This window comes from Bifidobacterium sp. ESL0763 (genome assembly GCF_029433395.1).
In the GTDB taxonomy this organism is placed as follows: Bacteria; Actinomycetota; Actinomycetes; order Actinomycetales; family Bifidobacteriaceae; genus Bifidobacterium.
This window is the reverse complement of the sequence record NZ_JAQTHW010000001.1, coordinates 248,908-273,026: the sequence shown is the minus strand read 5'-3', so window position 1 is coordinate 273,026 and position 24,119 is coordinate 248,908. Positions and strand designations below refer to the sequence as shown.

Sequence of the window (24,119 nt, the reverse complement as noted above, 5' to 3'; positions counted from 1 at the left end):
TACGACACCGACCTCATCTGGCAGAACGCCCTGCGCACCATGAACCTCGCGGACCTCATGAAAAACCTGCACCTCGACTACATCCTGCCGCAAAATATCGGCACCGCGTTGCCCACAGACAGACGCATCGCCCTGGTCATGCACCTCTATTATGAGGAAAGCTTCGAGAACAACCTGGCGTATATCGCCTCCATGCCCTCGACCTGCGATGTGATCCTCACCGTCGCATCAAAGGCGAAGGCGATGCGGATACGCGACTACTGCGACAGGCACTACCAGAATTACCATATCGATATCCGCATCGTCGAGAACCGCGGACGCGCAATCAGCGCTTTGCTGGTCGCGGCCGGCAAAGACCTGCTCGACTATGACTACGTCTGCTGCCTGGAAGACAGGAAGCGCGACATGCTTTCTCCGCAGGACGTCGGCTACGGTTCACATTCCAAGGGGTTCGATAACACCATTGCGACGAAAGAATACGTCGAGAACGTCATCCATCTCTTCGAGAACAGCCCGAGGCTGGGCATTGCCATGCCCACTCCGCCGAACCACGCGTGGTACCTCCCCAATTTCGTCTATGGCTGGGCCGGTGATCTCGATGGAGCCAAGAAGCTAATCCATGAGACCTTGGGACTCAATCCCCTCCCCCTTGATAACGCGAAGGAAATCATCGCACCGCTGAATGGCGCCATGTGGTTCCGCCCACAGGCATTGAAGCCACTGCTCGGGCACGAATGGAAATACGAGGATTTCCCCGAGGAACCGCTCAAACCCGATGGCACCATCAACCATGCCATCGTCCGCTCCTGCGCCTACATCGCACAGGCCGAGGGATATTTCCCTGCCTATATCCTATCCGATCGATCGGCGCGCACGGAAATCACCAATCTGGCGTTCGAAGACCGTGAGCTAATCAGAGCAATCAGCGACACATGGCTGAGCTATGACATCGAAGACACCAAGAAGAACATCATCAGGGGCAAGCGCCTAGGCAATACGCTGCTACGCTGCACCAGGAATCTCGTCAGCCGTATCCCACTCATTGGCCCCAGCCTGTACCATTTGGATTGGGGCGTGTGAGCAGCCAGATTCACTGACGCAATCTCCGTTGACGTTTCCTTGCGCTACGTCGACAACCTTGGTTGCATTGCCTCCATTGAAGCCATGGGAATACGGAAAGAGGAATGCGCATTGGTGCAAACGGCAACACGGGATGGCGAAGCCACCCAAATCGAGTCCCATGCTCATCGGCATAAACCTCGCCTTTTCTATCTGGATTGGGTGAGGGCGATATCCGTGCTTTTGGTGATTGTCGCCCACTTCAATGTGCCCGCTTTGTTGACGCATCCAATTTTCGCCAACTATCCCTTCCATATCTTCCTGGGCGACCTAGGCGTCTCCCAATTCCTGATCATCTCCGGTGCGGCGCTTATGTACACCTATGGGGATGAAGAACATCTGGACCTCAAAACATTCTATTGGAAACGGTTCAAATCAATTTTTCCCATGTTCTGGCTGGCTTTCCTCTTCGCCAATACGTTTATTTACATCAAAAACGGTGGCGAACCTACGGTAAACGCACCTCTTTGGACCATCGTCCTCTCATTTTTCGGCATTGACAGCTATGCGGCGGCAGCCGGATTCCTCACATTCGCGACCACCGGCGAATGGTTCATCGGTTTCATCGTCATTTTCTACGTACTGTTCCCTCTGCTCCGTTACGGCGTGAACAAGCATCCAGTGCTTACAGCTGCCATAGTCATTGCCCTCTACGTGGCGACGATTGCCCTCAAACCGAGCTTCCACACCCTTCCCTTGGAACTCATGCCCACAAGCAGATTGCCAGAACTTCTTTTCGGCATGTATTTCATTAAATACATCTCCAAATCGAATCTGCTAATGGCGATAGGCTCGGTAATTTTCCTCATTCTCCAGCAAATCTTCGGATTCATTCCTGATACGCTTCTGACCATCTCTTTGGTGGGAATCGCTTTCTTCCTTGTTCTTGCACGGCTGGCGAATATAGTGGAGTTCCAGCCCATCAAGGTCGTAATCGGAACGATTTCCAAATATTCATACGCCATTTTCCTCACCCACCACGTAGTTATCGAACAGATATTCACGGTGATAAAGACCTCGAAATACGCACAGTATGCAGCCGGAGCATATGTCCTGTTCGCAGCTGATTGCGTGGTCATTTTCGTTCTGTCGCTTCTGCTTTACGAAGCTGACGGAAAGATGAAACAATATGTCGAGAAGATGTTTGTAAAACCCGAAATTGCTTTAGCCAAATCAGGAACCAAACAGAACTGAAGTAAGAGAAAATGTTAATGGGGTGGGCGACCATGGTCGCCCACCCCATTAACGTCAGATCATCAGCCGTTTAAGGCACTATCGGATCTCACAAAATCGGCTTACTCGTCACCCATGATCTGACGAATCTTCGTGTCATCACCCCAGACCGCAGGCGAATCATACGGACGGTCGGGGAATGCGCCGTATTCGAGCTTGATGTCGAGATTGTTGTCCTTGATATAGCGTTCGACGCGATCCGCCAAGGAGACGGGCTCTCCGCTGCAGCAGTTGACGATGCCGGCGACCACGTCCTGCGAGACCACCGCGGCGATCTGGCTGGCGAGGACGTCGACGTTGATGAAATCGTATTTGTTCTTGCCCATGGTGAACGGGAAGGTCTTCTTGCCTTCCTGCGCGGCCTGGAGCAGTTTCGAGAAGATGGAGCTTCCCCGCAGATCGTCACCGACGATGTAGTAGGCGCGAATCCACTGGGCCACGGCCTCATGCTCATCGGCCATCTGCAAGGTGGCCTCGCGAAGCGCGTTCTTGGCGATGCCGTACATCGAAGCGGGCTTACAAGGCGTGTTCTCGTCGATCGCGCCCTCCCAATAGCCAACCTCGTGCATCGTGCCCATAACGGCGATCTGCTTCAGGCCGCTGTCCAGCATCTGCTTGATGAAGCGGTAATGACCGGAAAGATCACCCATATGGGCGTCGGAATTGTGCTTGAATCCGTCACGCCATGCCATGTGCAGGCACACATCCGGGCTACCGAGCTCCTCGAACAATCCATCATTGGAAGTGAGCAGGTCGACCGCGACCTGCTTCGCCCTGGGATCGAGATCATGGGGATGGCGGTCGGCAGCTATGACTTCCTGCCCGTCATCCAGCAAGGCCTTCACCACATGCCGGCCGATATACCCACTAGCTCCAGTTACAACAATTCTTTTTGACATAATTCCTTAGTCTATCAGTGTGGGCATAATGAGGTGTCTGCAACGCATAGAAGAAGTTCGGTTTTTCACAAATCAACCATGGATGATGGGCTACAGTTCTATGCCAGAGATTAAAATTAATGTGTTTGCTCGCGCGATTACGCGAAAACCGCGAAAACAAAGGTACTAGAAAGGCCACGATGACAGCAGAATCTGAAATCGTCTCGCACCCAGGTAAGAGTAGAGGCCTGCTGGATGTGCCTCATTATCTTTATCTGCTTAATTTGCTGGTAAAAAAAGAGGTAAGGATCCGCTACCGCGGTTCCTGGCTCGGTATGGCCTGGACCTACGTCAAGCCCCTTACACAGTTCATCGTCTTCTACGTGGCCATGGATGTCTTCATGGGAATGGGACGCGCCGGCAATATCCAGGTGTACCCGGTTTACCTCTTCAGTGGCGTCATCGTCACCAATTTCTTCACCGAGGCCTTCGGCAACTGCACACGCTCGATTCTCGGCAACGCAGGTCTGATTCAGAAAATATACCTGCCAAGAGAGCTCTTCCCTCTGGCGTCCCTGCGTGTGGCATTCGTCCATTTCTTCCCGCAGCTTGTGGTGCTGTTTATCGGCGCGGCGCTTATGGGATGGCGGCCAGATGTCGCTGGCTTGCTCATCGCCGTGGCAGGCCTTATTTCGGTATGTCTCTTCGCCTTCGGCCTCGGCCTGCTGTTCGGCTCGGTCAACGTCTTTTATCGCGATGCCGAAAACATCACGGATCTGGTGGCCATGATCTCCGTCTGGGCGGCACCGTGCTTCTATACCTGGCAGATGGTCGCGGCCCATGTGCCATGGTGGGTCCTCGAGATCTACTATGCCAATCCAATCGCCATCTGCGTCGAAACCTTCCATCGCGGTTTTTGGTGGGGCGCCACTGACGGCTCATTCCAATTCGCCGGCGCATGGTCGATGCGAATCGGCGAGAGCCTTCTTGTCTCGCTGATCTTCCTCATCATCGGCGAAATGACTTTCAAGCATCTTGAGGGCCGCTTCGCACAGGAGATTTGATATGAAGAAACAAACGAATTCGAAACTGACCCTTCCAGACAACGTGGCCATTCAGGTCAGAAATGTCTGCAAACACTTCTCCCTGCGCGCGAATTCCTCGATCAAGGAATTGATCATCAAGCTGTTCACGCCAAAGTCGAAGCGTCACAACAACCAAGAATTCCACGCACTCGATGATATTTCCTTCACCATCAACCAAGGAGAGACAGTAGGCCTGATAGGCGTCAACGGCTCCGGCAAATCAACCATGCTGAAGATGATTTCCGGTGTGATGCAGCCAGACAGCGGCGAAGTGCTGATTCGCGGCAAGATCGCAGGACTCATCGAAGTTGGCGCCGGCTTTGCTTCGGAGCTGACCGGACGCGAGAACGTCTACCTCAACGGAGCCATCCTCGGACTTTCCGAGCAGCAGATCAACGAACGATATGATGATATCGTAGCGTTCAGCGGCATCGAGAAATTCATGGATACCGAAGTGAAGTTCTATTCCTCCGGTATGTTCCTGCGCCTTGCCTTCGCCGTCGCCGTCTACAGCAACCCCGACATCTTCCTGATCGACGAGATTCTCGCCGTCGGCGACGAGACGTTCCAGCATAAGTGCATTGAACGGCTCAAGGAACAGCAAAAGCACGGTCAGACCATGGTCATCGTCTCCCATAGCGAGGACCAGATCAAAGCCCTATGCTCACGCTGCATCGTGCTCGCACATTCCCATGTCATCTTCGACGGCGAACCCGAAGAAGCCTTCAAAGTGATGCGTAAGAATCTTTAGCGTTTTTGCCTATTAAAGATATTGGAATCGACATATCCAATTCTCACTGAGGGTAGCGTTTAATGGTTTGCGTAGATTGGGGATACCAGCAAGAATATGTGCACATTTTAGGTGCTGAGGTATTCTCCCGTATGGTGTAACCGGTGCTTGAGATACATGGGCAGCAATTTTCTTGGTCGGCTAGAATGTGTGTCCGATATCAGGTCGGAGCCGTTGCGACGCAAGGGCTTGAAGGTGTTCGAGATGCCGTGGTTGCATGGGGGAGGCAAGATGCGGCGCCTCCTGGACGCCAGGCCACAACTGGCGAGTCATCAATCTGGGGCCCGGCTTGGAGCTGACTGTTCTCCAAACGGACTCAGTACAAATCGGGCGTGTCGGACCACACGCAGCGCCACCGCAACCTGGTGACGTGGCAGCTCAACTCTCCCGCGTCCCTGCTAGCGGAATACTATGACGTAGTGCACGCCGACAGGATTTAGCTGCACCGTAGGGCCGTCATCCTAATCGCCATCGCCGGCGGGCATGTGGTCGGCTGACACGTCACTAGAAGCGAGAACGACCGGACATGGGCTGTGCTGATGCGCTAGATCCGACCCCACCCAGGGTGCGTATGGCCCGGCAAACGCCCAAGCTCAAGGACACCCTGTTTGAGTCGGTGGTCATCCAACGCTACCGGGCGCACGAGTCGAGCGTCGAGAAGACGCTCTAGGGCAGCCTCAGGAAAGTTTACAAGGGCATTGACGCGTGGCATTGCCAGCCTCTAGAACAAGCGTTCCCATACGTGTTCATGGGCGGGGACGACATCTTGCTGAAACGAAGCTGGGCGGAAAGCTAGAGAACGTCAGCATACTCGTCACAATCATCATAGGCGGCGACGGGCGTCGCGAGGTCACCGGCGTCGGCTAGGACATGAAGGAAGACGCAGCCAGTTGAGAAGCGTTCCATCCGAAGCCTCATCGCCCGCGGTCTGGACGGTGTCTGTCTGGCCATAGACGACCGCGACCCCGGCCTGATGCGCACCGTCCGCGAACTGCCCCGCAGGCCCACTACCAGCGGTGCATGGTCCATTTCGAACGCAACGCGCTTTCCAAGTTACCGAGGAGGAGATGCAAACCCGTCGCCGCTAAGCTCAGGGCCGTGTTCGCCATGGAGGACCGGGGTAGGGTCCTCGTTAAAGTTGGGAAGGCCGTCTACCTGTGCGAGGGTATCTGCGAGGCTACGGCATGCCAACTCTCAGAATTCCCCATGGAGCACTGACAGCGAATCCGCGCCAACAACATGATAGAACGCCTCAACCGCTAGATATGGCGGAGGACAAGGACTATCGGCCAGTTCCCCGACGAGCGCAGCGCTCTCATGCTCGTCACCGCGAGGATCCTGCACGTCACGCAGAACTGGCCTGAACGCCGCTACCTGGACATGTCTCTACTCGAACCCAGAATCGAAGAGACGTCGAAACACCGCAAACAGGTAATTAAGGCCGAAAACCAAAAGTGAGCAACAAACCGGACGTTATCAGAACACCAGCATCAATGTTCTTTGTTATCAATAAGCATTTAACGGATAATCTAAATGAAAAGATAGCTGTTTATATAGTTTTTGCTATTTTTGTGATATTAAAGTACGCACCTTTTGAGCTGGTCTGCTGTTCCAGCAAATTTCAAATAGATGACCTTGATGCCGATTTATTGAGATAGCGAACAGCACCTCTCTGATGAGATCAAGAACAATACAAGTAAGCAGAACGCTGAGGATAAGAAGTAACGCCCTAAAGAAGGAGTGATCCCAATTCCAAATTGTTACAAAGGGGAAGAAGTGTGTCCAAAGAACATCGTTGATGACAGGATGTCGGTGAATTAGATAGACTCCTAGCATCGTTGATGCGACACAATTGATAAAGCGATTATAGAAATGTATTCGTTCAAAGAGCAGAAAAAGACTAAAACCAATCAATACTGTTGGTAATTTCCCGTTAAAGAAAATAAAGTATTGATAGTCTTTTGCAGCTGATATGTAGTTGGTCGGTATCCAGTAAAGCAGATTGATTATTTCACCAGCAAGAATCAGTAGCCAACACTGTTTAGTTGAAAATTCACTCATGTACCAACGGTAGTAAGAAATCAATATAAACCAATAAATGAAAATAAAAACTGATGTTGAATTGAAGTCGATTGTTTCGTTGGGTATTAATGTCCAAATACTTCCGACACCTATGCTCAGCAAGCAAAGCAAAGCGTGACCTGAGCGTTGTAATGATTTCAATGCCTTAATGAGGAAAGGTGAGAGAAGCAAAAAAATCATATAGCAGGTCACGTACCACCATAAGCTATGCAGTGTTGGCGTAAGGGACCAGAAAAGATGAAATTCCGATTTGAATGACGGAATAGATTTATGAAAATACATACTGGCAAAGAAAAGAATAATACTCCAGAACAAGACTTCTCGTTCTAACAGCCAAGCGCGTTTACAGCAACTTTTGATCGAAGGAGTTTTCCCCTGCTTACCAGCTATGAACCAAGCTGAAATAGTAAAAAATATAATATTGCCAATCCAACCGCCATCAAGTATGACCATCTCAAAAAGGAATTTGGAAATTGAAGGTGGCTGTGTTCGTAGGACATCTTCTGAGTTTCGTTGCATGAGATGGAAACCAATAATCATAAACATTGCGAGAATTCGCAGCAACTCCAAACTCGAGTTACGTGGAGTTGCTGTTTTTCTCTGTGTAACGTGTTCCATCATCCTCTTTCAATCCCATACGACTAATGAATAATAAACCGGTAACGTCAATTATAAGCTACGGCATCACAAATGTTAGAAACGATAATGGGTCTAACACTATCCTCGCTATTTGACACCGTATCGTTTGGTTCGTAAGTAAATTCTGTCTAACATTGGCTGACGTTGATACCGACACGTAGAATGGCAACCATGACTGAAGAATTCCAACCTAAGAACATCATCGTCACCGGTGGCTGCGGCTTCATCGGCTCGAACTTCGTGCATTATGTGGCCAACAACCACCCCGAGACGCACGTCACCGTGCTCGACGCGCTGACCTACGCCGGCAACATCGAGAACATCGCGGGCCTGCCGGAGGACCAGGTCGAGTTCGTGCACGGCAACGTGTGCGACGCCGAGCTCTTGGACAAGATCGTGCCCGGCCACGATGCCATCGTGCACTACGCGGCCGAGTCCCACAACGACAATTCGATCATCGACCCGGAACCGTTCATCCAGTCCAACATCGTGGGCACCTACCGCCTGCTGGAGGCCGCGCGCAAGTACGACGTGCGCTACCACCAGATCAGTACCGACGAGGTCTACGGCGACCTCGCGCTCGACGACCCGCACCGCTTCACCCCGGAGTCCCCGTACCGCCCGTCCAGCCCGTATTCGTCCAGCAAGGCCAGCGCCGACATGATGGTCCGCGCCTGGCACCGCACCTACGGCCTGCGCACCACGATCTCCAACTGCTCCAACAACTACGGCCCCTACCAGCACGTGGAGAAGTTCATTCCGCGCCAGGTCACCAACATCCTTGACGGCATCCGCCCGAAGCTCTATGGCAACGGCCTCAACGTGCGCGACTGGATCCACACCGAGGACCATTCCAGCGCCGTGTGGACCATCCTGACCAAGGGCCGGCTCGGCGAGACCTACCTCATCGGCGCCGACGGCGAGCGCAACAACCTCGACGTGCTCCACGACATCCTGCGCGTGATGGGCCAGCCCGAGGACGCCTTCGACTGGGTGCGCGACCGCCCTGGCCACGACCGCCGCTACGCGATCGACCCCACCAAGCTGATGACCGAGCTGGGCTGGAAGCCGAAGCACACCGACTTCGCCGAGGGCCTCAAGCAGACCATCCAGTGGTACACGGACAACGAGAGCTGGTGGCGCCCCGCCAAGGCCGCCACCGAGGCCAAGTACAAGAAACAGGGTCAGTGAGGCTGCATCATGGCATTTGACTTCGAGAAGGACCTGAAGGTCACCAAGACCAACATCCCCGGACTGCTGGTGTTCGACCTGCCGGTGCACGGCGACAACCGCGGCTGGTTCAAGGAGAACTGGCAGCGCGCCAAGATGACCGCGCTCGGCCTGCCCGACTTCGGCCCGGTGCAGAACAACATCAGCTACAACGCCACCAAGGGCGTCACCCGCGGCATCCACGCCGAGCCCTGGGACAAGTACATCTCCATCGCGGCCGGCGAGATCTTCGGCGCGTGGGTCGATCTGCGCCCCGGCGAGAGCTTCGGCCAGGTCTACACCACCCGGCTCGACCCCTCGCGCGCGATCTACGTGCCGCGCGGCGTAGGCAACAGCTTCCAGGCGCTCCAGGACGGCACGGTCTACACCTACCTGGTCAACGCGCACTGGTCGCTCGAGCAGAAGAAGACCTACACCTTCGTCAACCTCGCCGACCCCGACCTGCATATCGAGTGGCCGATTCCGCTCGAGCAGAGCGAACGCAGCGAGGCCGACCTGCACCACCCGATGCTCAAGGACGCCAAGCCGATGGATCCCAAGCGCACGCTGGTGACGGGCTGCAATGGCCAGCTCGGCCACGCGGTACGCGACTATGTGGAGCAGCACGGGCTCGACGGCTTCGAATTCGTCGACTCCGACACCTTCAACATCGCCGACCCCAGCGTCTATGAGAACTACGACTGGGACCTCTACGGCACCATCATCAACGCCGCGGCGTTCACCGCGGTCGACAAGGCCGAGACCCCGGAAGGTCGCAAGACCGCCTGGCGCACTAACGTCGAAGGCGTCGTGAACCTCTCCCGTGTGGCCACCCGCCACGGCATCACGCTGATCCACATCTCTAGCGACTATGTGTTCGACGGAACGGCTGAACAGCATCGCGAGGACGAGGGATTCGCGCCCCTGGGTGTCTACGGCCAGACCAAGGCCGCGGCCGACGCCATCATCTCGACGGTTCCGCGCCACTACATCATCCGCTCGAGCTGGATCGTCGGCGACGGCAAGAACTTCGTGACCCGTATGCTCGGCCTGGCCGAACAAGCCGCAGAGACCCACAAGCAGACCGCGCAGGCGCCAAGCGACCAAACGGGTCGCCTGACCTTCGTCGCGGACCTCGTCAAGGGAATGTTCCACCTGCTCGACCACAACTGCGAATACGGCACCTACAATCTCACGGGCGCCGGTCGCGTGGCTTCCTGGTACGACATCGCGGCCAAGATCTTCGAAATGGAAGGCGTCGACACCAAGTACATCGACGCCAATTCCGTGGACACCTATGCCACCCAGACGGGTGGCTCGCGCCGTCCGCACCATTGCGCGCTGGACCTCGCCAAGATCCGCGAGACCGGATTCGAACCCGCTGACTGGGAGAAGCTCCTGGATCAGTACGTAGCCAAGCGCAAGCAGAATCAGGACTAAGGAGATTCCATGAAAGGCATCATTCTTGCGGGCGGTTCAGGTACCCGCCTTTATCCATTGACCACGGTGACCTCGAAGCAGCTGCTTCCCGTCTACAACAAGCCGATGATCTACTATCCGATGAGCGTGCTCATGCTCGCCGGAATCCGTGACATCCTGGTGATTTCCACGCCGAAGGACCTACCGAATTTTGAGCGGCTGCTCGGCGACGGCAGCCAGTTCGGGCTCAACCTCTCCTATAAGGTGCAGCCCAGCCCCGACGGACTCGCCCAGGCATTCGTGCTCGGCGAGGACTTCATCGGCGGGGACTCCTGCGCGCTGGTGCTCGGCGACAACATCTTCTACGGCAACGGCCTGAGCCAGGTGCTCAAGCGCGCCGCCGAGGCGAAGCACGGCGCATCCGTGTTCGGCTATTACGTCGACGATCCGGAGCGCTATGGCGTCGTCGAGTTCGACAAGGACCACCGCGCCATCAGCATCGTCGAGAAGCCGGAGCATCCCGCCTCGAACTACGCGGTGACCGGTCTCTACTTCTACGACAACCGCGTCGTGGACTTCGCCAAGCAGGTCAAACCCTCGGCACGCGGCGAGCTGGAGATCACCGACCTCAACAAGATGTATCTGGAGGATGGGTCGCTCAACGTGATGACGCTGGGCCGTGGCTACGCCTGGCTCGACACCGGCACCATGGACTCGCTCTACGAGGCCGGGGAGTTCGTGCGCACCGTCGAGCGCGCGCAGGGCCTGCCCATCGCCGTCCTCGAGGAGATCGCCTACGAGAACAACTGGATCGGACGCGACCAGCTGCTCGAAGCCGCCCACAAGTACGGCAAGAGCCCCTATGGCCAGCACCTCAAGCAGGTTGCCGACGACAAGATCATCATGTCCGATCTGTAAGCTCACCACGCAACGGCAGCAACGCTTCTCGTAAGAAATATTCGCGAAAGCCACTGCAACAACAATGAGGTGTGTGCCCGGAAGCTGAAAACTTTCCAGGCACACACCTCATTCAATTCCACCTGTACGATTCCGAGAATACCTTTCTTCGGATTCCAGTATCGGCTAGACGCCGAAAGCATACGTCCTGGTATCGGCTTTTCTACCGTCAGGTGTGTAGAGTTCGAAGTGAGTCCAATACACGCCAGGGCGCGGATGCCAGTTGGCCCATTGCCCGTTAAAGCATTCGATCCATTTTTGGGCGTTGTAGTCGTAGATCTTGATCTTATAGCCGGCTCGGGAATCATTGGAATTCATACCCAACAGAATCCCGTTGCCGTTCCATCCCGCGTATGTGCCCGTAATCGCAGCACTACCAGCCGTATAGTGGAACGCGATGGTCCGTGTGCCGATTGACCGATGCGTCTGCCCATCCCTCACTTCAAGGTGGAGCCAATAGTCTCCGGGTTCCGCTTCCCAGCCGGCCCAATTGGCACTATTCCAATCAGCGATGTCCTTCCAAATATGAGTGTTCACATCATAGGACTGCCATTTGTACTCAATGTTCGAGCTTGAATTCGTCACTGCCGCACCGACGGCTATATCCTCATCGCGTACCACCCACAAGAGGCTGATGTCATCGACCGCATTGTAATTGCCGAATACATCCATATCGACGGTTCCGATTCCCGGGATATTGCCATTGTCCGCATACTGCCATCCACGGTAATTGTTGGGGAAATTAAAGTCGCGCCAACCGTACGTTCCCAAGACGCCGGGATGGGAACCATAGGAAGCGACCCAGTTGGTACGGCTATGGATGTTGTTGGAATTGAGTGCCCCCTCGAGATAACCCGCATAGGAATAAACAGAGACATTCCCATATCCGGAAAGCTGTACCTGCATGAAGAAGTTATTGACGATGCCATCGTAGACATACGGACTTGTGGGCGGGGCATGTCCAGCCCAAGTCCAATTCTCCAAATCATAATAGATCGGATAGCTCAGATCACCGGGACTCACGCCCGCGCCACGAAGCAGATTGACGACGTTGCTGCCTTCGGCCGCACCCATGTAGTCGTTATATGCATACGAATAGAGATAGATGCCGAACGGAATGCCCAGACGCTTGCATTCGCTGATATTCCGCAATGCCTGGTCGTCATAGCCATTATCTTGACCATAAGCGATACGGATAATCGCACCTTCGACGCCATTATTCTTGGCAGTCTGCCAATCTATATAGCCTTGCGCATACGAGACGTCGACCACGCCTTTGGCCTGCTGGGCGAAGAGGCTGCCGTCGCCTTTGAAGAACGCCTGGGTGCCGTTATAGTTGCCCCAATAGGCGCCCCAGCCGCCGTTGGTGAGAGCCACATTGCGAACGATACCGTTCCTGTTACCGGTGGAAAGGCGACGGTCCGCGGATTGGCGTGCGACCGAGGACTGGGCAGATTGGCCGGACTGGGCGTTCGGCTGGGACGACTGGCCTTGGGCACCACTGAGATCGTTGCCCTGACCGCTCTGGCTGCCCGCGCCGGAACCGGCGTTGGCACCGTCGTCAGCGGCAGAACCCGCGTTCGAACCGTTCGCTCCCCCATTGGATGAGGACGAACCCTGGCTCGAGCCTGCATTTGAACCAGTGCCGGAACCGCCGCCAGCGTTGGCGTCGCCGCCGTTCTGCTCGACGGCCTGCTTCACCCTGCTGGCCTCAACGGGGATGAAGTGCCTGCCGCCGGTCTTGGCGAGCGGGTCGGGCTGCTTGTCCTTGGTGCCCACGAGCTTCGGGTCGGTGACGGGCTGGCCGGTGCGCAGGTCCTTGACCTGGCCATCGGAGGTGACGGCGAGATCCTTTGAGACCACGGTCGCGTCATCCGGCACGGCGGCGCTCACTTTGTCGGGAAGCTTCTGGCTGGGATTGTCGGGCATGGCGTCCTTCGGTGCATCCGCGGCGTTCGAGACCCAAGCGCTCTGGTTGCCAATGGTCTTGCCTGTGCTGGCGTTGCCGCGGCCTGACCGCGCCACGGCCGACGTGCTGCCGGATCCCCCAACGCCGCTGAGATTCGTGTCGCTCGCCGCCTGCGCGGGAGCCACGCCCAGCGTCAGGGCGCATGCCGCGGTCGCGAGCGCCGCCACGCTCCTGGCCGCGATCCGGGAAAAATCGTGCGAACTGTGCATACCGTGCATCATCGTCTCATCTGCCTTGTCGGTTTGGTTGGTTCGGTAAGTCTTGCTGATTGCTTCAGGCTGGTCGGTCTCATCGAGCCTGACGATCTTGTCAGTCTGGTCAATCCGGCCAATCCAGCCAATCTGGTCGATTGCGCTTGCCGGTCTCATTCGTCGAGACGATCCAAGTGGCCTCTTGCGCGCGCGAGGCCGTCGGACGCCCTTCGGCCACGCCGGGTCGATTCCTCCACGCATGCGCATGCCCCTTGTCGCAATCGTCTTCGGGCGTTCCGCGGCGGCGCACCGTTCGCGAAACCCCTTCGTTCAAGCCAATACCCCATGGTAATCCGCGCCCCGTCGCCCCGTCTCCGCCATCCAAAACATTACCGAAATCCTAACAGTTCCCGCGCCCTGCATGATTGCCGGTCTCAGCTAGCTCTTCATTACATGGTAATCTTGAATGCATTCAACTCATCTTCTACAACGGCGGTCATCTATGGAACAAAGGAAAGCGGCAGACTCAATCTGCTTCACGCCCGCGCCTTCGCCACGCGCATTCCACAAGTGTGCCACGGCAGTACGCTGCTTCCTGGATGATGAGCTCGAAAGCCTATGCATAAGCCTGGCTCCGGCCAAACAGCACCGTTTCAAGGGCGAGTTAAAGGCTCTTTGTCTGGAAGCGGCAAAGGGACAACTCGATTACTCCGATTATTACCCGCCTCTCAGCCCTTGCGCCACACAACCAGATATATGGGAACTGCGGTATCAGCTGGATGATGCACCCTACCGTCTGTACTATTCGGAAGACGACAAACGTACTCCTGAGTTCGTGGGCTTGTTGCTAAGCAAGAAAGCAATTGACGGATATTCGTCTGATGAAATCAAAAGCTTACAGAACACCGCAATCGCCGATGCGCAAGACCGATTCAACCAATACCGGAACCAGACGTGGGGCCATGCTAGTATGGCTTGTACTTTTTGTGTCAAGAATTAGTAACGGGTTAAGGAGGAGCCATGCCAATCGAAGACCGCTACGCCAGCGAGGATTTTGACCGTATCGCCGCCTCCAACTATGCCGATTTCCTCGACCTCAAGCACGCCTTGGTTTTCCGACGCCAAAAAGAGGGGCTCACTGTTGAAGACGTAGCAGCGTTCCTTGGCGAGCAACCGCAGAAAATCGCTGAATTCGAAAACTACTATTACGATCCCAAGGCATCAGAAATAAGGAACTATGCCCTCGCCGTGGCAGTCGAACTGCAAAGCCACGGAACCGCTTTCGTGCCTCCGAAACCGGAAGAGGCATTCACTTGGGAATACGAGCATGATGGTGTACTCAACGAGGCCACGGAGGAAACCAGCCTCTCCTACGTCGAGTAGCAACGAATAGAGGTCAGTATCGCATGGTCGCAGCAGCAATAACCAACCTTGACCTCGCTATGTCCAGTGGAGTCATAGAGAACAGGAAGCCCAAGAAATCGCTGGCTTTCAACAAGCAGGTATCGACCTCTTGCAAGAGACTGCGTGGCGAGGACAGAAACCATATCACGCAGGCCCAAATCAGGATTGAAATTTCCATACAATCCTCTGCCGATAAAAAGACCAATGAACCAGCTGGAAAATATCTCAAGGCTTCGGTCGAAGTGGAATACATAGCCGCTTTCTCGGAATCGGTCTCTGCCAATGAGGCAATGCGGCGTATCTGGCCTTTCCTCAGGACCAGCGCCATCAACCAAATCCGGATAATGGGATTAGCCGGCGCGGAAAACGGATTGCCCATAGAGTTCAACGATCGGAATTGGCATGAGGAAAAGGCTCCTGAGACCAGGACATCTGAGAAGCCAACGAATAGCAATAAGCAATAACCGAGGGCACTCGCCTACCAAGCGTTCTTAAGCCACGCTCCCTCTAATGAATCTTTTGATATCGTCGACTTGATGATGACCGTGCAAAGCGTATCAGCCATGGGAACATATGGCTCATACGTATCGCACTCCTCGGCAAGCCATCAATTTTCTCGACAGCTACTGATTCTTGTCTTTCTTTTACGTGAAACGAACATTTTTTTTGTTCGGTTTGATGGGCAATTGGGAGAAGGCGTCAGGGCCGGACAGACAAATCGTCGGGGAATGGCGGAATGCACGCAGTGGCAACAAAACGCACATAAATGAACGCTTCTAAACGCCACGACTGTGCTACACTGAGGAAATCGGCACAGCATTGTGTCGGAAACACCGAGAGGGATTGTGGTGGTGAAAGGGATGTTCCATCTAACATGCTCTGCGCCCCGCGGTTCCGCCATCCATTGGCATTTTGGCCGATAGGAAGGAAGCATCATGGCAGATGAGAAAACCATCGTCGTAGACCCGTCGCTCTACGGCAAGACCCCGGCCGAAAAGACCGCGGCGGCCAACAAGGTGGCCAGGAAATTCGGCATCAGCGACGAGTCGCTGGCCCAGGTTGAGGACTTCAAGAAGCAGCTGACCGACCACAACGCGTGGGACCTGCCCTTCATGGGCTACGTGGACGAGGACGGCTACGGCTATGCCTACGTGCCGAACAAGGCCATCGCGCCGCCGAACTGGGACGCGCATGCGGCCTTCAAGGCGCTGCCCTACGACGTGCAGACCGCTTTCGCGATCCGCATGCTCTTCACGCACCGCGACGTGGACCGCTACGGCGCCACGATGTTCCTGCACTATGAGCGCAACTTCGCCATCGAGACCAAGGACTGAGGCTTCGGGCTCGAGACTTTGAGCTTCGGGCTTTGGACTTGAGGTTCCGGGCTGAGGTTCGACCGACATAGATTTTCAGATTGAATAGCACGAAGGCGGGCTCGCGGCATCTCCTTGACGGAGGTCGCCGCGGGCCCGCTTTTGGCATGCCGGAACGGGCTCCCATGCGGACGGAACGCATCTCGATGCGGACACGCCTGTTTTCGGGGATTGCGAACGTCTTGAAGGCATGGTATCTTATTTAAGTTGTGTGCTGGCGAGGTATTCGCCGCGCGCATGCTGGAGGATTCGCCTAGTGGCCTATGGCGCACGCTTGGAAAGCGTGTTGGTGTAACAGCCTCGCGAGTTCGAATCTCGCATCCTCCGCCACACAGAAACCCCTCGGGAATCCGAGGGGTTTCGTCATATCCGACGCCGTACGCGCCAACGCTCCGCGCTCACCGCACGCGAAGACGGCGGGTGACGTAGCGCTCCAGACTAGCGGCGGTCAGGCCGGCGTAGCCATCGACCGAGGCGAATTGCGGGCCGGTGGACGTGTCGATGTCGATGAAACCGGTCTGCGCGATGGTGGTCGCGCCCGAGGCTGCGGCCGATTCGATGCCGGTCATGGAGTCCTCGATGGCCACGCAACGGGCCATCTCCCTGCGGAACGCACGCCTGCGGGCAACATCGTCATGCTCGCCATCGTCAGCGGCATTCTTACCGCCGCCAACGCCACTACGCTCATCGGCGCCAATGCCAACACCATCGCGGCTGCCATCACCTGGCACCTCGATGCCAACGACCTTCGCGGCGGCGAGATACGGCGCGGGATCGGGCTTCTTGGGCAGGTCGTCATCGCCGCAGACGTAGCCGACGAACACGCCTTCGGGAGCCTGGCGCAGGAGGTTCTCGGCCATGCGGCGCGGTGACGCCGTGACCAAAACCGAGGGAATGCCGGCGGCGGCGAGCGAGCGCAGCACGTCCTCCACGCCCTCGATCCACGGCATCCGCTCGGCCTCCTGGCGGGCCACGCTCTCGATCAGCCCCTGTGCGATCCGCTCGGACGAAAGCCGCGTGCCGTGCTCGATCATCCTGCTGGCGACCACGGGCAATGCCTTGCCCGAGCATTCCCAGCCAAGCGCCTCGCTCCACGAACCGCCATGCTCTCGCGCGATGTCCATCTCGGCCTGGTGCCAGTAGGGCTCCGAATCGATCAGCGTGCCGTCCATATCCCACAGCACGGCCCTGAGCGCCGTCATGCCGCTGGCATCGTCACGTGTCTCATCGTTCAGGCCCGTCGCGTTCATCGTGTTCAGTCCATTCTTCCAAAGTGCAATCAGCTCTACCAAGCCTACCGTCATAGTGAATCCGGCGAAACCGGCCAGCCCCACGGCAGCGGTCAGTCGAAATAATCGCCCCAGACGACCATGGAGCGGGCGGCGACGAACGGGTCGTCGTCGAACATGCCGCGATTGTGGTCGCGGGATTGGGCATCGGCGGCATCGGTACCGAGGGAAGAGTGACGGCCGGAACCGTCACCGACGGCACCATGCTCATATGCCTGGCTGGCCCTTTGGCCATTGGAATCCGAGTCCGAGGCAGCGCCATCGGTACCGGCAGCACCGGCATCAGCATTTGCATCGCGATAGTCACGATAGTAGGGGCGCGCGGGCAGCTCGCGGACACGGGCGCGCACGTCGTGACGCCAACGACGGGCCTGGCGCGAGCGCTGCACCTCGGTGATGCCGCCGTCGGGATCCGCCGCGAACACGCTGGATCCGCGCGGACGGTTGAGCCGTTCCACCTCTCGCCGCAGCTGCCGGTTCTCCTCCTGCAGGTCGAGGATGCGCGAGATGCCGGCGAGGTTGATGCCCTCGCCCTGGCTCATGCGCTGGGCCTGCGCCAGCTTGTCGACGTCGCGCAGGGAGTAGCGGCGGGCGCCGCCTTCGGTGCGCTGCGGCACGATGAGCCCCTGGCGGTCGTACTGGCGCAGGGTCTGGGGGTGGATGTCGGCCAGTTGCGCGGCGCGGCCGACGCTGAAGACGGGCAGGTCGATGTCGAAGCCCACGTTGTCGGCACCGTCCAGGTCGGCGCGCCGCTCCACGAGCGCGACGGCGCACAGCCCATACAAGGCCTGCACCTCATGTGAGATTCGCGCCATCAGTTCCATCTCCTATCGTTTCGCCGGTTCCGGTCTCCTCACCGGTTCGGCCGTTCCACCGGTTTCTGCCGTTCCGTCCGTTTACTTATATCTTCCGCCACACCCGATACATCGAATCCGTCTGATGCGGCCGTTATGCCTATCCGATGCGGCCATGCGCCAGCATCGCCGATTGCCCGGTTCCGGCTGCCCCGGTGACGTCGATGACGCCGGCCGTTTCGGTATCGACACCTACCGTGAGACCGGCGCCTATCCTGCCAAACTAGCTCGAGACCGGACCGACAGCGTCCGGCTCTGTCGACCTAACCAGACGGTCCGCCAACGCCAGCCCTGTCAGCCAAGCCGACCAAACCATCGGCTCGTCCCGCAGACCAAGCCGACCGAGCCACTGGTCCGACGTGGCCCCGTCGACCGAACCGGCAACGCGTCTACGCCACCGGTCCAGCCGACAACATTGACTCAGCCGGTCCGGCTGACAGCTGACACCACAATCGACAAGCGACAGCCGTCAGGCGGTCACAGCCGCTCTTTCGCCACCTCGTCGACGTACTCGCCGGCGCTCTTGTCGAATTCCTTGGCGTCACGCTTCTGCGCCATGGTGGGCTTGGACGGCACGCGAATCTCGACACGGCCGACCAAGTCGCCGTCGTGGCCGGGAACGCCCTTGCCGCCGACGCGCACCTCGGTGCCACTCGACGTGCCGGCCGGCACCTTGAACGTCACCTCGTCACCGTCGAAGTCACGCGCCTTCACGCGCGCTCCCGACACCGCCTGGCCGATGGTGATCGGCAGCGGCATCACGATGTCGTGGCCCTCCATCGAGAACTTCGGGTCGTCACGGACGGTGATGTGCAGGTACATGTCGCCGTTCGCGCCGCCGTCGATGCCGGTGCGCCCCTTGCCGGGCAGTCGGATCTTCTGGCCGGTCTTCACGCCTGCCGGGATGCGGGTCTTGAACTTGCGCCCGCCGGCCTTCAGCGAGACCGTGGCGCCCTTGACCGCCTGTCGGAACGTCAGCGTGATCTTCGAGTTGCGGTCCTCGCCGCGCCTGGGCTTCGGCGGCTCACGGTAGGTGCTGGACCCGCCGCCCATGCCGCCGAACGGCGCGCCGGCACCGGCATAGCCGCCGGCGCCCTGGCCCGCCGCGTTGCCGAACATCGAGAAGATGTCGTTGAGGTTGCTCGGCCCGCCGCCCGAGGTCGAGAAGTGGACGTTGCCCGGGCCGCCGGCACCGCCGCCGAACATCGAGCCGAAGATGTCGGAGAAGTCGGAGGCTCCCCCGCCGAATCCGCCCTGCCCGCTGCCGCCGGCGAAGCGCGCCCCGCCACCGGCGAACTGGCGGATGGCGTCGTACTTCTTGCGCTCTTCCTTGTTGTTGAGCACGTCGTAGGCCTCGGAGATGTCCTTGAACTTCTCCTCTGCCTCTTTCGTCTTGTTGAGGTCCGGATGGTACTTACGCGCGAGCTTGCGGTAAGCCTTGGTGATCTCCTGATCGCTGGCATCCTTCGAGATGCCGAGCACCTTGTAGAAATCCTTGTTCAGCCATTCATTCTCGGCCATAATCACTGCCCTCCTTTTGGGGCTCAGCCTGTGCTGTTCCGCCGGGCGCCGCCGTTCTCACGCCCGATACCAATAAGTGCGGCCCTCCGACCAGCGGGGAGCCGCACCAACGGCATATGCGGAACCCCGCTAGGCCTGCGGAGACGCCACCACCACGCGGGCCGCGCGGATGACGCGCTCGCCGATGCGGTAGCCGGCCTCCACCACCGTGTCGACGGTCTCCTCGGTCGCGTTCGCGTCCGGCTTGTGGAGGATGGCCTCGTGCTTGGTCGGATCGAAGGTCTCGCCCTTCTCGCCGAACTTCTCGACGCCGAACTTCTCGAAGGCCTTGTCGATCTTCGTGGCCACGGCGGTGAACGAATCGTCCATCTCGCTGTGCTCGCGGATGCGGTCGATGTCGTCGAGCGCCGGGAGCAGCGCAGTCAGCACGTCGATGATGCCGTGCTGGCGGAAGATCTCCTGTTCCTTCTTGGAGCGGTTGCGGAAGTTGACGAACTCGGCGCGCTCGCGCTGGAGCGCCTCGAGGTAGTCGGCGGCTTCCTTCTTGGCCTGGCCGAGCGGCGTCAGCTTGTTGCCGTCGCCCTCGCCGTCCTTGCCGTCCGCAGCGTCTGCGTCCGCATCCGTATCCGCGTTAGCGTCGCCAGCGTTATCGCCGCCGTCAACGCTCGCATCGGCCTTGCCGTCCGCGGCGTTCGAACCGGCGTCGGTACCAGCACCGGCACCATTGTTCGCGGCATCGGCACCAGCGGCCTCAGCGGCGTCGCCGTCATTACCGGCGGCCGAGGCTGCGGCGTCCCGCGCGGCCCGCTTCGCTTCGTCGTCCTCGTTCCTGGCTTCTTCGGAGCTCATGGTTTCACCCGCCTTCTTGCCGGTATCGCCGGCCTTGGATCGCTCGGGCCCGACCGGGGCGCCATGCCCGCTGCCACCGGCGGGACCGCCGGATCCGGCGTCCGAGGCATGGACCCCGCCAAAGGAGCGGAGCCATGCCTCGTCGGGATCCGGCAGGTCCTTGAGATAGGCGTCCTTATCGAACCCGGACACGATTACTTGTTGTCCTTCTTGTCGTCGTCATCGTCCACGACCTCGGCATCCACCACGTCGTCGTCATCGGACGAGGAGGAGCCGGAGGCGTTCGCGCTGCCCGCGCCCGCGGCACCGGCGGCACCCTGGGCTCCGGCGGCACCTTCGGCGCCCTGCTGAGCGTAGAGGGCCTGGCCGATCTTCTGCGAAGAGGTGGTCAGCTTCTCCTGGGCGGCCTTGATCTTGTCGATGTCGTCGCCCTTCAGGGCCTCCTTGAGCGCGTTGACGTCGTCGGTGACCTCCTTGGCCACGTCGTCGGAGAGCTTGGCCTTGTTGTCGTTGACCATCTTCTCCATCTGGTAGGCGAAGGACTCGGCGGTGTTGCGCGTCTCGGCCTCCTCCTTGCGCTTCTTGTCGTCGGCCTCGTGGGCTTCGGCTTCCTTGACCATGCGGTCGATCTCGTCCTTCGGCAGGGCGGATCCGCCGGTGATGGTCATGGACTGCTCCTTGCCGGTGCCCTTGTCCTTGGCGGAGACGTGCACGATGCCGTTGGCGTCGATGTCGAAGGTGACCTCGATCTGCGGGACGCCACGCGGCGCCGGCGCGATGCCGGTCAGCTCGAAGGTGCCCAGCGGCTTGTTGTCACGGGCGAACTCGCGCTCGCCCTGATAGACCTGGATCAGCACGGAGGGCTGGTTGTCCTCGGCCGTGGAGAAGACCTCGCTGCGCTTGGTCGGGATGGCGGTGTTGCGGTCGATGAGCTTGGTCATGATGCCGCCCTTGGTCTCGATGCCCAAGGAAAGCGGGGTGACGTCGATCAAGAGGACGTCCTTGCGGTCGCCCTTGATGACGCCGGACTGCACCGCGGCGCCGACCGCCACGACCTCGTCCGGGTTGACGGACTGGCTCGCGGCCTTGCCACCGGTGAGCTCCTTGACCAGGTCCTTCACGGCGGGCATGCGGGTGGAGCCGCCGACGAGGACCACGTGGTCGATGTCGGAGACGGAAATGTTCGCGTCGTGCAGCACGTTGTTGAACGGCGTGCGGCAACGGTTGAGCAGGTCGGAAGTCATCTCCTCGAAGTGCGCGCGGGTCAGGGTCTCGTCGAGGTGCACGGGCGTGCCGTCGGGGGTCATGGCCAGATACTGCATCGAGATCGAGGTCTCGGTGGAGCTGGAGAGCTCCTTCTTGGCCTGCTCAGCGGCTTCCTTCAGGCGCTGCAGCGCGATCTTGTCCTTCGAGAGGTCGACGCCGTACTTGTTCTTGACCTCGCCGACGAGCCAGTCGATGACCTTCTGGTCCCAATCGTCGCCGCCGAGCTTGTTGTCGCCGTTGGTGGCCTGCACCTGGATGGTGGCAAAGCCGTCGTCGTCCTTGCCGATCTCCAGCAGGGACACATCGAAGGTGCCGCCGCCGAGGTCGAAGACCAGGATGCGCTCGTCTTCCTTGCCCTTCTCAAGGCCGTAAGCCAATGCCGCGGCCGTGGGCTCGTTGATGATGCGCAGCACGTTCAGGCCCGCGATCTTGCCCGCGTCCTTGGTGGCCTGGCGCTGTGCGTCGTTGAAGTATGCGGGGCAGGTGATGACCGCATCGGTCACCGGCTCGCCCAGATAGGCCTCGGCGTCGCGCTTGAGCTTCATCAGCACCTGCGCGGAGATCTCCTGCGGGGTCCACTTCTTGCCGTCGATGTCCACCGACCAATCGGTGCCCATGTGGCGCTTGACCGAGCTGATGGTGCGGTCGACGTTGGTGACCGCCTGGCGCTTGGCGACCTCGCCGACGAGTATCTCGCCGGACTTGCTGAACGCGACCACCGACGGGGTGGTGCGGGCGCCCTCGGCGTTCACGATGACCGTGGGCTCGCCGCCCTCGAGCGTCGCGATGCAAGAGTTCGTGGTGCCCAAATCAATTCCTACTGCACGTCCCATATTCGTTTCTCCTTGTATTCGTTCGTTCACATCTGTTCGCTCGGGTCCGGCACCGCTGCGCGGCGTTCGCTTCGTCGCCCGCGGCCCGCATCCAGGTTCGCACCTGCTACACGTTCCAAAACCTGAGCCTACTATACTCAACTTTTAATCTCAAGTTCTATTCCCGAATTCAAGAAAAAACCTGAGCCTTTTTGACTCAGGTTTCGCAATCGCCTCCTACAGAGACCAATAACCAGCGCACCAAATCAGCGTCCAGTGAAGAAACGGGACCTAAGCCGCACTTAGAACCCGTTTCTCAACAGCAACCGCACAATCCAGTGACAAAACAGGACCTTAGCGGCCGCCAGAACCCGTTTCTCAACAGTAAGCATCGGTTCCAGTGAAGAAACAGGACCCAAGCCATCCCTCAGTGAAGAAACGGGACCTAAGCAACAACCAGAGTCCGTTTCGCCACCGAAACAACACGGTCCAGTGCAGAAACGGAACCTTAGCAGTCATAAGAGCCCGTTCTTTAACAGTCAGGACGCAATCCAGACATCGACAAACGACCTCTTTCACCAACCCAGCCAGATATCGATTCCAAGCACAATGACGGCTACGAGCACGCCAGCGGCAAGCGACAAGATGCTGTTGCGATGGGTGCGGTCCACCGGCTTGCCGGAAATATAGGACAGCAACTCCCTGAACGTCGCGATATCCGCCTTTTTCTGCAACTTCTCGGAATACACTCCGACACCAATGCAAATAAGGCCCACCGGAATGACGACCATGCTCCAATACGGCTTCCAATACCTTCCATGCGTATAGGAATCGAAGAAGACATAAGCGGTGAGGAATACGACCAACGCCCATTGAACAACCACCAAAAACAGAATCCTGCGTCTGTTGCGCCTAATCTCCTCATCCATCTTCTCCACATCCCCCTTGACCAACTCGTCCAGTGTGATGTCGAAAAGATTGCCGAGGAGCAGGAGGTTCTGCACGTCCGGGTAGGTGTGGCCGGTCTCCCAGTTCGAAACCGTCTGGCGGGAGACGAAGAGCCTGCCGGCCAGGTCGTCCTGCGAGAGACCCATCGCCTCGCGATGCTCACGGATCTGCCCGCCCAACTTCATCTCGACCACCATCGCCTCGCCTTTCCTCACTCCGTTTTGCAACAGGA

At 58.2% G+C, this 24,119-nt stretch carries 20 protein-coding genes, 1 tRNA gene and 1 pseudogene; 13 read left to right on the top strand and 9 right to left on the bottom strand.

The genetic code is table 11. The features are described 5' to 3' along the window. The coding region (locus PT282_RS00880) for a rhamnan synthesis F family protein (protein WP_277167710.1) at window positions 1–1,080 on the top strand (1,080 nt) is incomplete at its 5' end. Window positions 1,081–1,194: 114 nt separating this feature from the next. Continuing rightward, complete coding sequence (locus tag PT282_RS00875) at window positions 1,195–2,313, top strand: acyltransferase (protein WP_277167722.1); 1,119 nt, start codon at window positions 1,195–1,197, stop codon at window positions 2,311–2,313. A gap of 101 nt (window positions 2,314–2,414) precedes the next feature. Here PT282_RS00875 and PT282_RS00870 read toward each other — a convergent pair whose 3' ends face one another. Then, window positions 2,415–3,251, bottom strand: a complete 837-nt coding sequence (locus PT282_RS00870) for an NAD(P)-dependent oxidoreductase (RefSeq protein ID WP_277167709.1) — start codon at window positions 3,249–3,251, stop codon at window positions 2,415–2,417. A 179-nt stretch (window positions 3,252–3,430) separates the two neighbouring features. On the opposite strand from PT282_RS00870, the gene PT282_RS00865 reads away from it, so the two are divergent. The 3 genes from PT282_RS00865 (at window position 3,431) to PT282_RS07575 (ending at window position 6,323) form a co-directional block, all read left to right on the top strand. Continuing rightward, the gene (locus tag PT282_RS00865) at window positions 3,431–4,294 is read left to right on the top strand and encodes an ABC transporter permease (RefSeq protein ID WP_277167708.1); all 864 of its coding nucleotides are present in this window, start codon (window positions 3,431–3,433) and stop codon (window positions 4,292–4,294) included. A 1-nt stretch (window position 4,295) separates the two neighbouring features. Beyond that, entirely contained in the window at window positions 4,296–5,066 is a 771-nt protein-coding gene (locus tag PT282_RS00860) for an ABC transporter ATP-binding protein (RefSeq protein WP_277167707.1), read from the top strand. Window positions 5,067–6,044: 978 nt separating this feature from the next. Continuing rightward, on the top strand, window positions 6,045–6,323 hold the full coding sequence (locus tag PT282_RS07575) for a transposase (protein WP_374114123.1): 279 nt from the start codon (window positions 6,045–6,047) through the stop codon (window positions 6,321–6,323). Window positions 6,324–6,668: 345 nt separating this feature from the next. On the opposite strand, the gene PT282_RS00855 is transcribed toward PT282_RS07575, so the two are convergent. Further along, window positions 6,669–7,808 carry an acyltransferase gene (locus PT282_RS00855; protein WP_277167706.1) on the bottom strand — a complete coding sequence of 380 codons (1,140 nt, stop codon included), beginning with the start codon at window positions 7,806–7,808 and terminating at the stop codon, window positions 6,669–6,671. Between the two features lie 189 nt (window positions 7,809–7,997). Between PT282_RS00855 and rfbB the strand changes: the two genes are divergently transcribed. From rfbB to rfbA, 3 genes are read left to right on the top strand one after another with little or no spacing between them, the layout of a single operon-like run. Further along, window positions 7,998–9,017 (top strand): dTDP-glucose 4,6-dehydratase, encoded by a 1,020-nt coding sequence (rfbB, locus tag PT282_RS00850; RefSeq protein ID WP_277167705.1) that lies wholly within the window; start codon window positions 7,998–8,000, stop codon window positions 9,015–9,017. Window positions 9,018–9,026: 9 nt separating this feature from the next. After that, window positions 9,027–10,475, top strand: coding sequence for a bifunctional dTDP-4-dehydrorhamnose 3,5-epimerase family protein/NAD(P)-dependent oxidoreductase (locus PT282_RS00845; protein ID WP_277167704.1), 1,449 nt, complete (start codon window positions 9,027–9,029; stop codon window positions 10,473–10,475). A gap of 9 nt (window positions 10,476–10,484) precedes the next feature. Further along, the gene (rfbA, locus tag PT282_RS00840) at window positions 10,485–11,372 is read left to right on the top strand and encodes a glucose-1-phosphate thymidylyltransferase RfbA (protein ID WP_277167703.1); all 888 of its coding nucleotides are present in this window, start codon (window positions 10,485–10,487) and stop codon (window positions 11,370–11,372) included. A gap of 165 nt (window positions 11,373–11,537) precedes the next feature. On the opposite strand, the gene PT282_RS00835 is transcribed toward rfbA, so the two are convergent. Then, window positions 11,538–13,748 (bottom strand): GH25 family lysozyme, encoded by a 2,211-nt coding sequence (locus tag PT282_RS00835; protein ID WP_277167702.1) that lies wholly within the window; start codon window positions 13,746–13,748, stop codon window positions 11,538–11,540. Window positions 13,749–14,073: 325 nt separating this feature from the next. Between PT282_RS00835 and PT282_RS00830 the strand changes: the two genes are divergently transcribed. From PT282_RS00830 to PT282_RS00810, 5 genes are all read left to right on the top strand, one after another. Further along, window positions 14,074–14,571: a hypothetical protein gene (locus tag PT282_RS00830; protein ID WP_277167701.1), complete on the top strand. Its 498-nt coding sequence runs from the start codon at window positions 14,074–14,076 to the stop codon at window positions 14,569–14,571. A 20-nt stretch (window positions 14,572–14,591) separates the two neighbouring features. Beyond that, the gene (locus PT282_RS00825; protein ID WP_277167700.1) at window positions 14,592–14,954 is read left to right on the top strand and encodes a helix-turn-helix transcriptional regulator; all 363 of its coding nucleotides are present in this window, start codon (window positions 14,592–14,594) and stop codon (window positions 14,952–14,954) included. Window positions 14,955–14,977: 23 nt separating this feature from the next. Further along, window positions 14,978–15,439 (top strand): hypothetical protein, encoded by a 462-nt coding sequence (locus PT282_RS00820; protein ID WP_277167699.1) that lies wholly within the window; start codon window positions 14,978–14,980, stop codon window positions 15,437–15,439. A gap of 471 nt (window positions 15,440–15,910) precedes the next feature. After that, on the top strand, window positions 15,911–16,309 hold the full coding sequence (locus PT282_RS00815; RefSeq protein WP_277167698.1) for a glycerophosphodiester phosphodiesterase: 399 nt from the start codon (window positions 15,911–15,913) through the stop codon (window positions 16,307–16,309). A gap of 281 nt (window positions 16,310–16,590) precedes the next feature. Further along, window positions 16,591–16,678: transfer RNA gene (locus PT282_RS00810), tRNA-Ser, on the top strand. 68 nt (window positions 16,679–16,746) lie between these two features. Here the strand turns inward: PT282_RS00810 and PT282_RS00805 are convergent. The 6 genes and pseudogenes from PT282_RS00805 to PT282_RS00780 all read right to left on the bottom strand — a co-directional run bounded on the left by PT282_RS00805 (window position 16,747) and on the right by PT282_RS00780 (window position 24,084). Continuing rightward, on the bottom strand, window positions 16,747–17,598 hold the full coding sequence (locus PT282_RS00805; protein ID WP_277167697.1) for an HAD family phosphatase: 852 nt from the start codon (window positions 17,596–17,598) through the stop codon (window positions 16,747–16,749). A 278-nt stretch (window positions 17,599–17,876) separates the two neighbouring features. Next, window positions 17,877–18,452, bottom strand: a pseudogene (locus tag PT282_RS00800) (heat shock protein transcriptional repressor HspR); the annotation flags it as partial. A gap of 516 nt (window positions 18,453–18,968) precedes the next feature. Then, complete coding sequence (locus PT282_RS00795) at window positions 18,969–20,012, bottom strand: DnaJ C-terminal domain-containing protein (protein WP_277167696.1); 1,044 nt, start codon at window positions 20,010–20,012, stop codon at window positions 18,969–18,971. Window positions 20,013–20,141: 129 nt separating this feature from the next. Next, entirely contained in the window at window positions 20,142–20,861 is a 720-nt protein-coding gene (gene grpE / locus PT282_RS00790) for a nucleotide exchange factor GrpE (RefSeq protein ID WP_277167721.1), read from the bottom strand. A 194-nt stretch (window positions 20,862–21,055) separates the two neighbouring features. Next, window positions 21,056–22,960, bottom strand: coding sequence for a molecular chaperone DnaK (gene dnaK, locus PT282_RS00785; protein ID WP_277167695.1), 1,905 nt, complete (start codon window positions 22,958–22,960; stop codon window positions 21,056–21,058). Between the two features lie 554 nt (window positions 22,961–23,514). Further along, window positions 23,515–24,084 carry a helix-turn-helix domain-containing protein gene (locus PT282_RS00780; protein WP_277167694.1) on the bottom strand — a complete coding sequence of 190 codons (570 nt, stop codon included), beginning with the start codon at window positions 24,082–24,084 and terminating at the stop codon, window positions 23,515–23,517. Window positions 24,085–24,119 lie beyond the last annotated feature (35 nt).

Excerpts from the sequence above, each read along its gene's own strand:
- PT282_RS00870 (WP_277167709.1), bottom strand. The coding sequence starts at position 3,251 with ATGTCAAAAAGAATTGTTGTAACTGGAGCTAGTGGGTATATCGGCCGG.
- PT282_RS00865 (WP_277167708.1), top strand. The coding sequence starts at position 3,431 with ATGACAGCAGAATCTGAAATCGTCTCGCACCCAGGTAAGAGTAGAGGC.
- PT282_RS00860 (WP_277167707.1), top strand. The coding sequence starts at position 4,296 with ATGAAGAAACAAACGAATTCGAAACTGACCCTTCCAGACAACGTGGCC.
- PT282_RS00855 (WP_277167706.1), bottom strand. The coding sequence starts at position 7,808 with ATGATGGAACACGTTACACAGAGAAAAACAGCAACTCCACGTAACTCG.
- rfbB (WP_277167705.1), top strand. The coding sequence starts at position 7,998 with ATGACTGAAGAATTCCAACCTAAGAACATCATCGTCACCGGTGGCTGC.
- PT282_RS00845 (WP_277167704.1), top strand. The coding sequence starts at position 9,027 with ATGGCATTTGACTTCGAGAAGGACCTGAAGGTCACCAAGACCAACATC.
- rfbA (WP_277167703.1), top strand. The coding sequence starts at position 10,485 with ATGAAAGGCATCATTCTTGCGGGCGGTTCAGGTACCCGCCTTTATCCA.
- PT282_RS00835 (WP_277167702.1), bottom strand. The coding sequence starts at position 13,748 with ATGAGACCGGCAAGCGCAATCGACCAGATTGGCTGGATTGGCCGGATT.
- PT282_RS00830 (WP_277167701.1), top strand. The coding sequence starts at position 14,074 with ATGGAACAAAGGAAAGCGGCAGACTCAATCTGCTTCACGCCCGCGCCT.
- PT282_RS00825 (WP_277167700.1), top strand. The coding sequence starts at position 14,592 with ATGCCAATCGAAGACCGCTACGCCAGCGAGGATTTTGACCGTATCGCC.
- PT282_RS00820 (WP_277167699.1), top strand. The coding sequence starts at position 14,978 with ATGGTCGCAGCAGCAATAACCAACCTTGACCTCGCTATGTCCAGTGGA.
- PT282_RS00815 (WP_277167698.1), top strand. The coding sequence starts at position 15,911 with ATGGCAGATGAGAAAACCATCGTCGTAGACCCGTCGCTCTACGGCAAG.
- PT282_RS00805 (WP_277167697.1), bottom strand. The coding sequence starts at position 17,598 with ATGAACGCGACGGGCCTGAACGATGAGACACGTGACGATGCCAGCGGC.
- PT282_RS00795 (WP_277167696.1), bottom strand. The coding sequence starts at position 20,012 with ATGGCCGAGAATGAATGGCTGAACAAGGATTTCTACAAGGTGCTCGGC.
- grpE (WP_277167721.1), bottom strand. The coding sequence starts at position 20,861 with ATGAGCTCCGAAGAAGCCAGGAACGAGGACGACGAAGCGAAGCGGGCC.
- dnaK (WP_277167695.1), bottom strand. The coding sequence starts at position 22,960 with ATGGGACGTGCAGTAGGAATTGATTTGGGCACCACGAACTCTTGCATC.
- PT282_RS00780 (WP_277167694.1), bottom strand. The coding sequence starts at position 24,084 with ATGGTGGTCGAGATGAAGTTGGGCGGGCAGATCCGTGAGCATCGCGAG.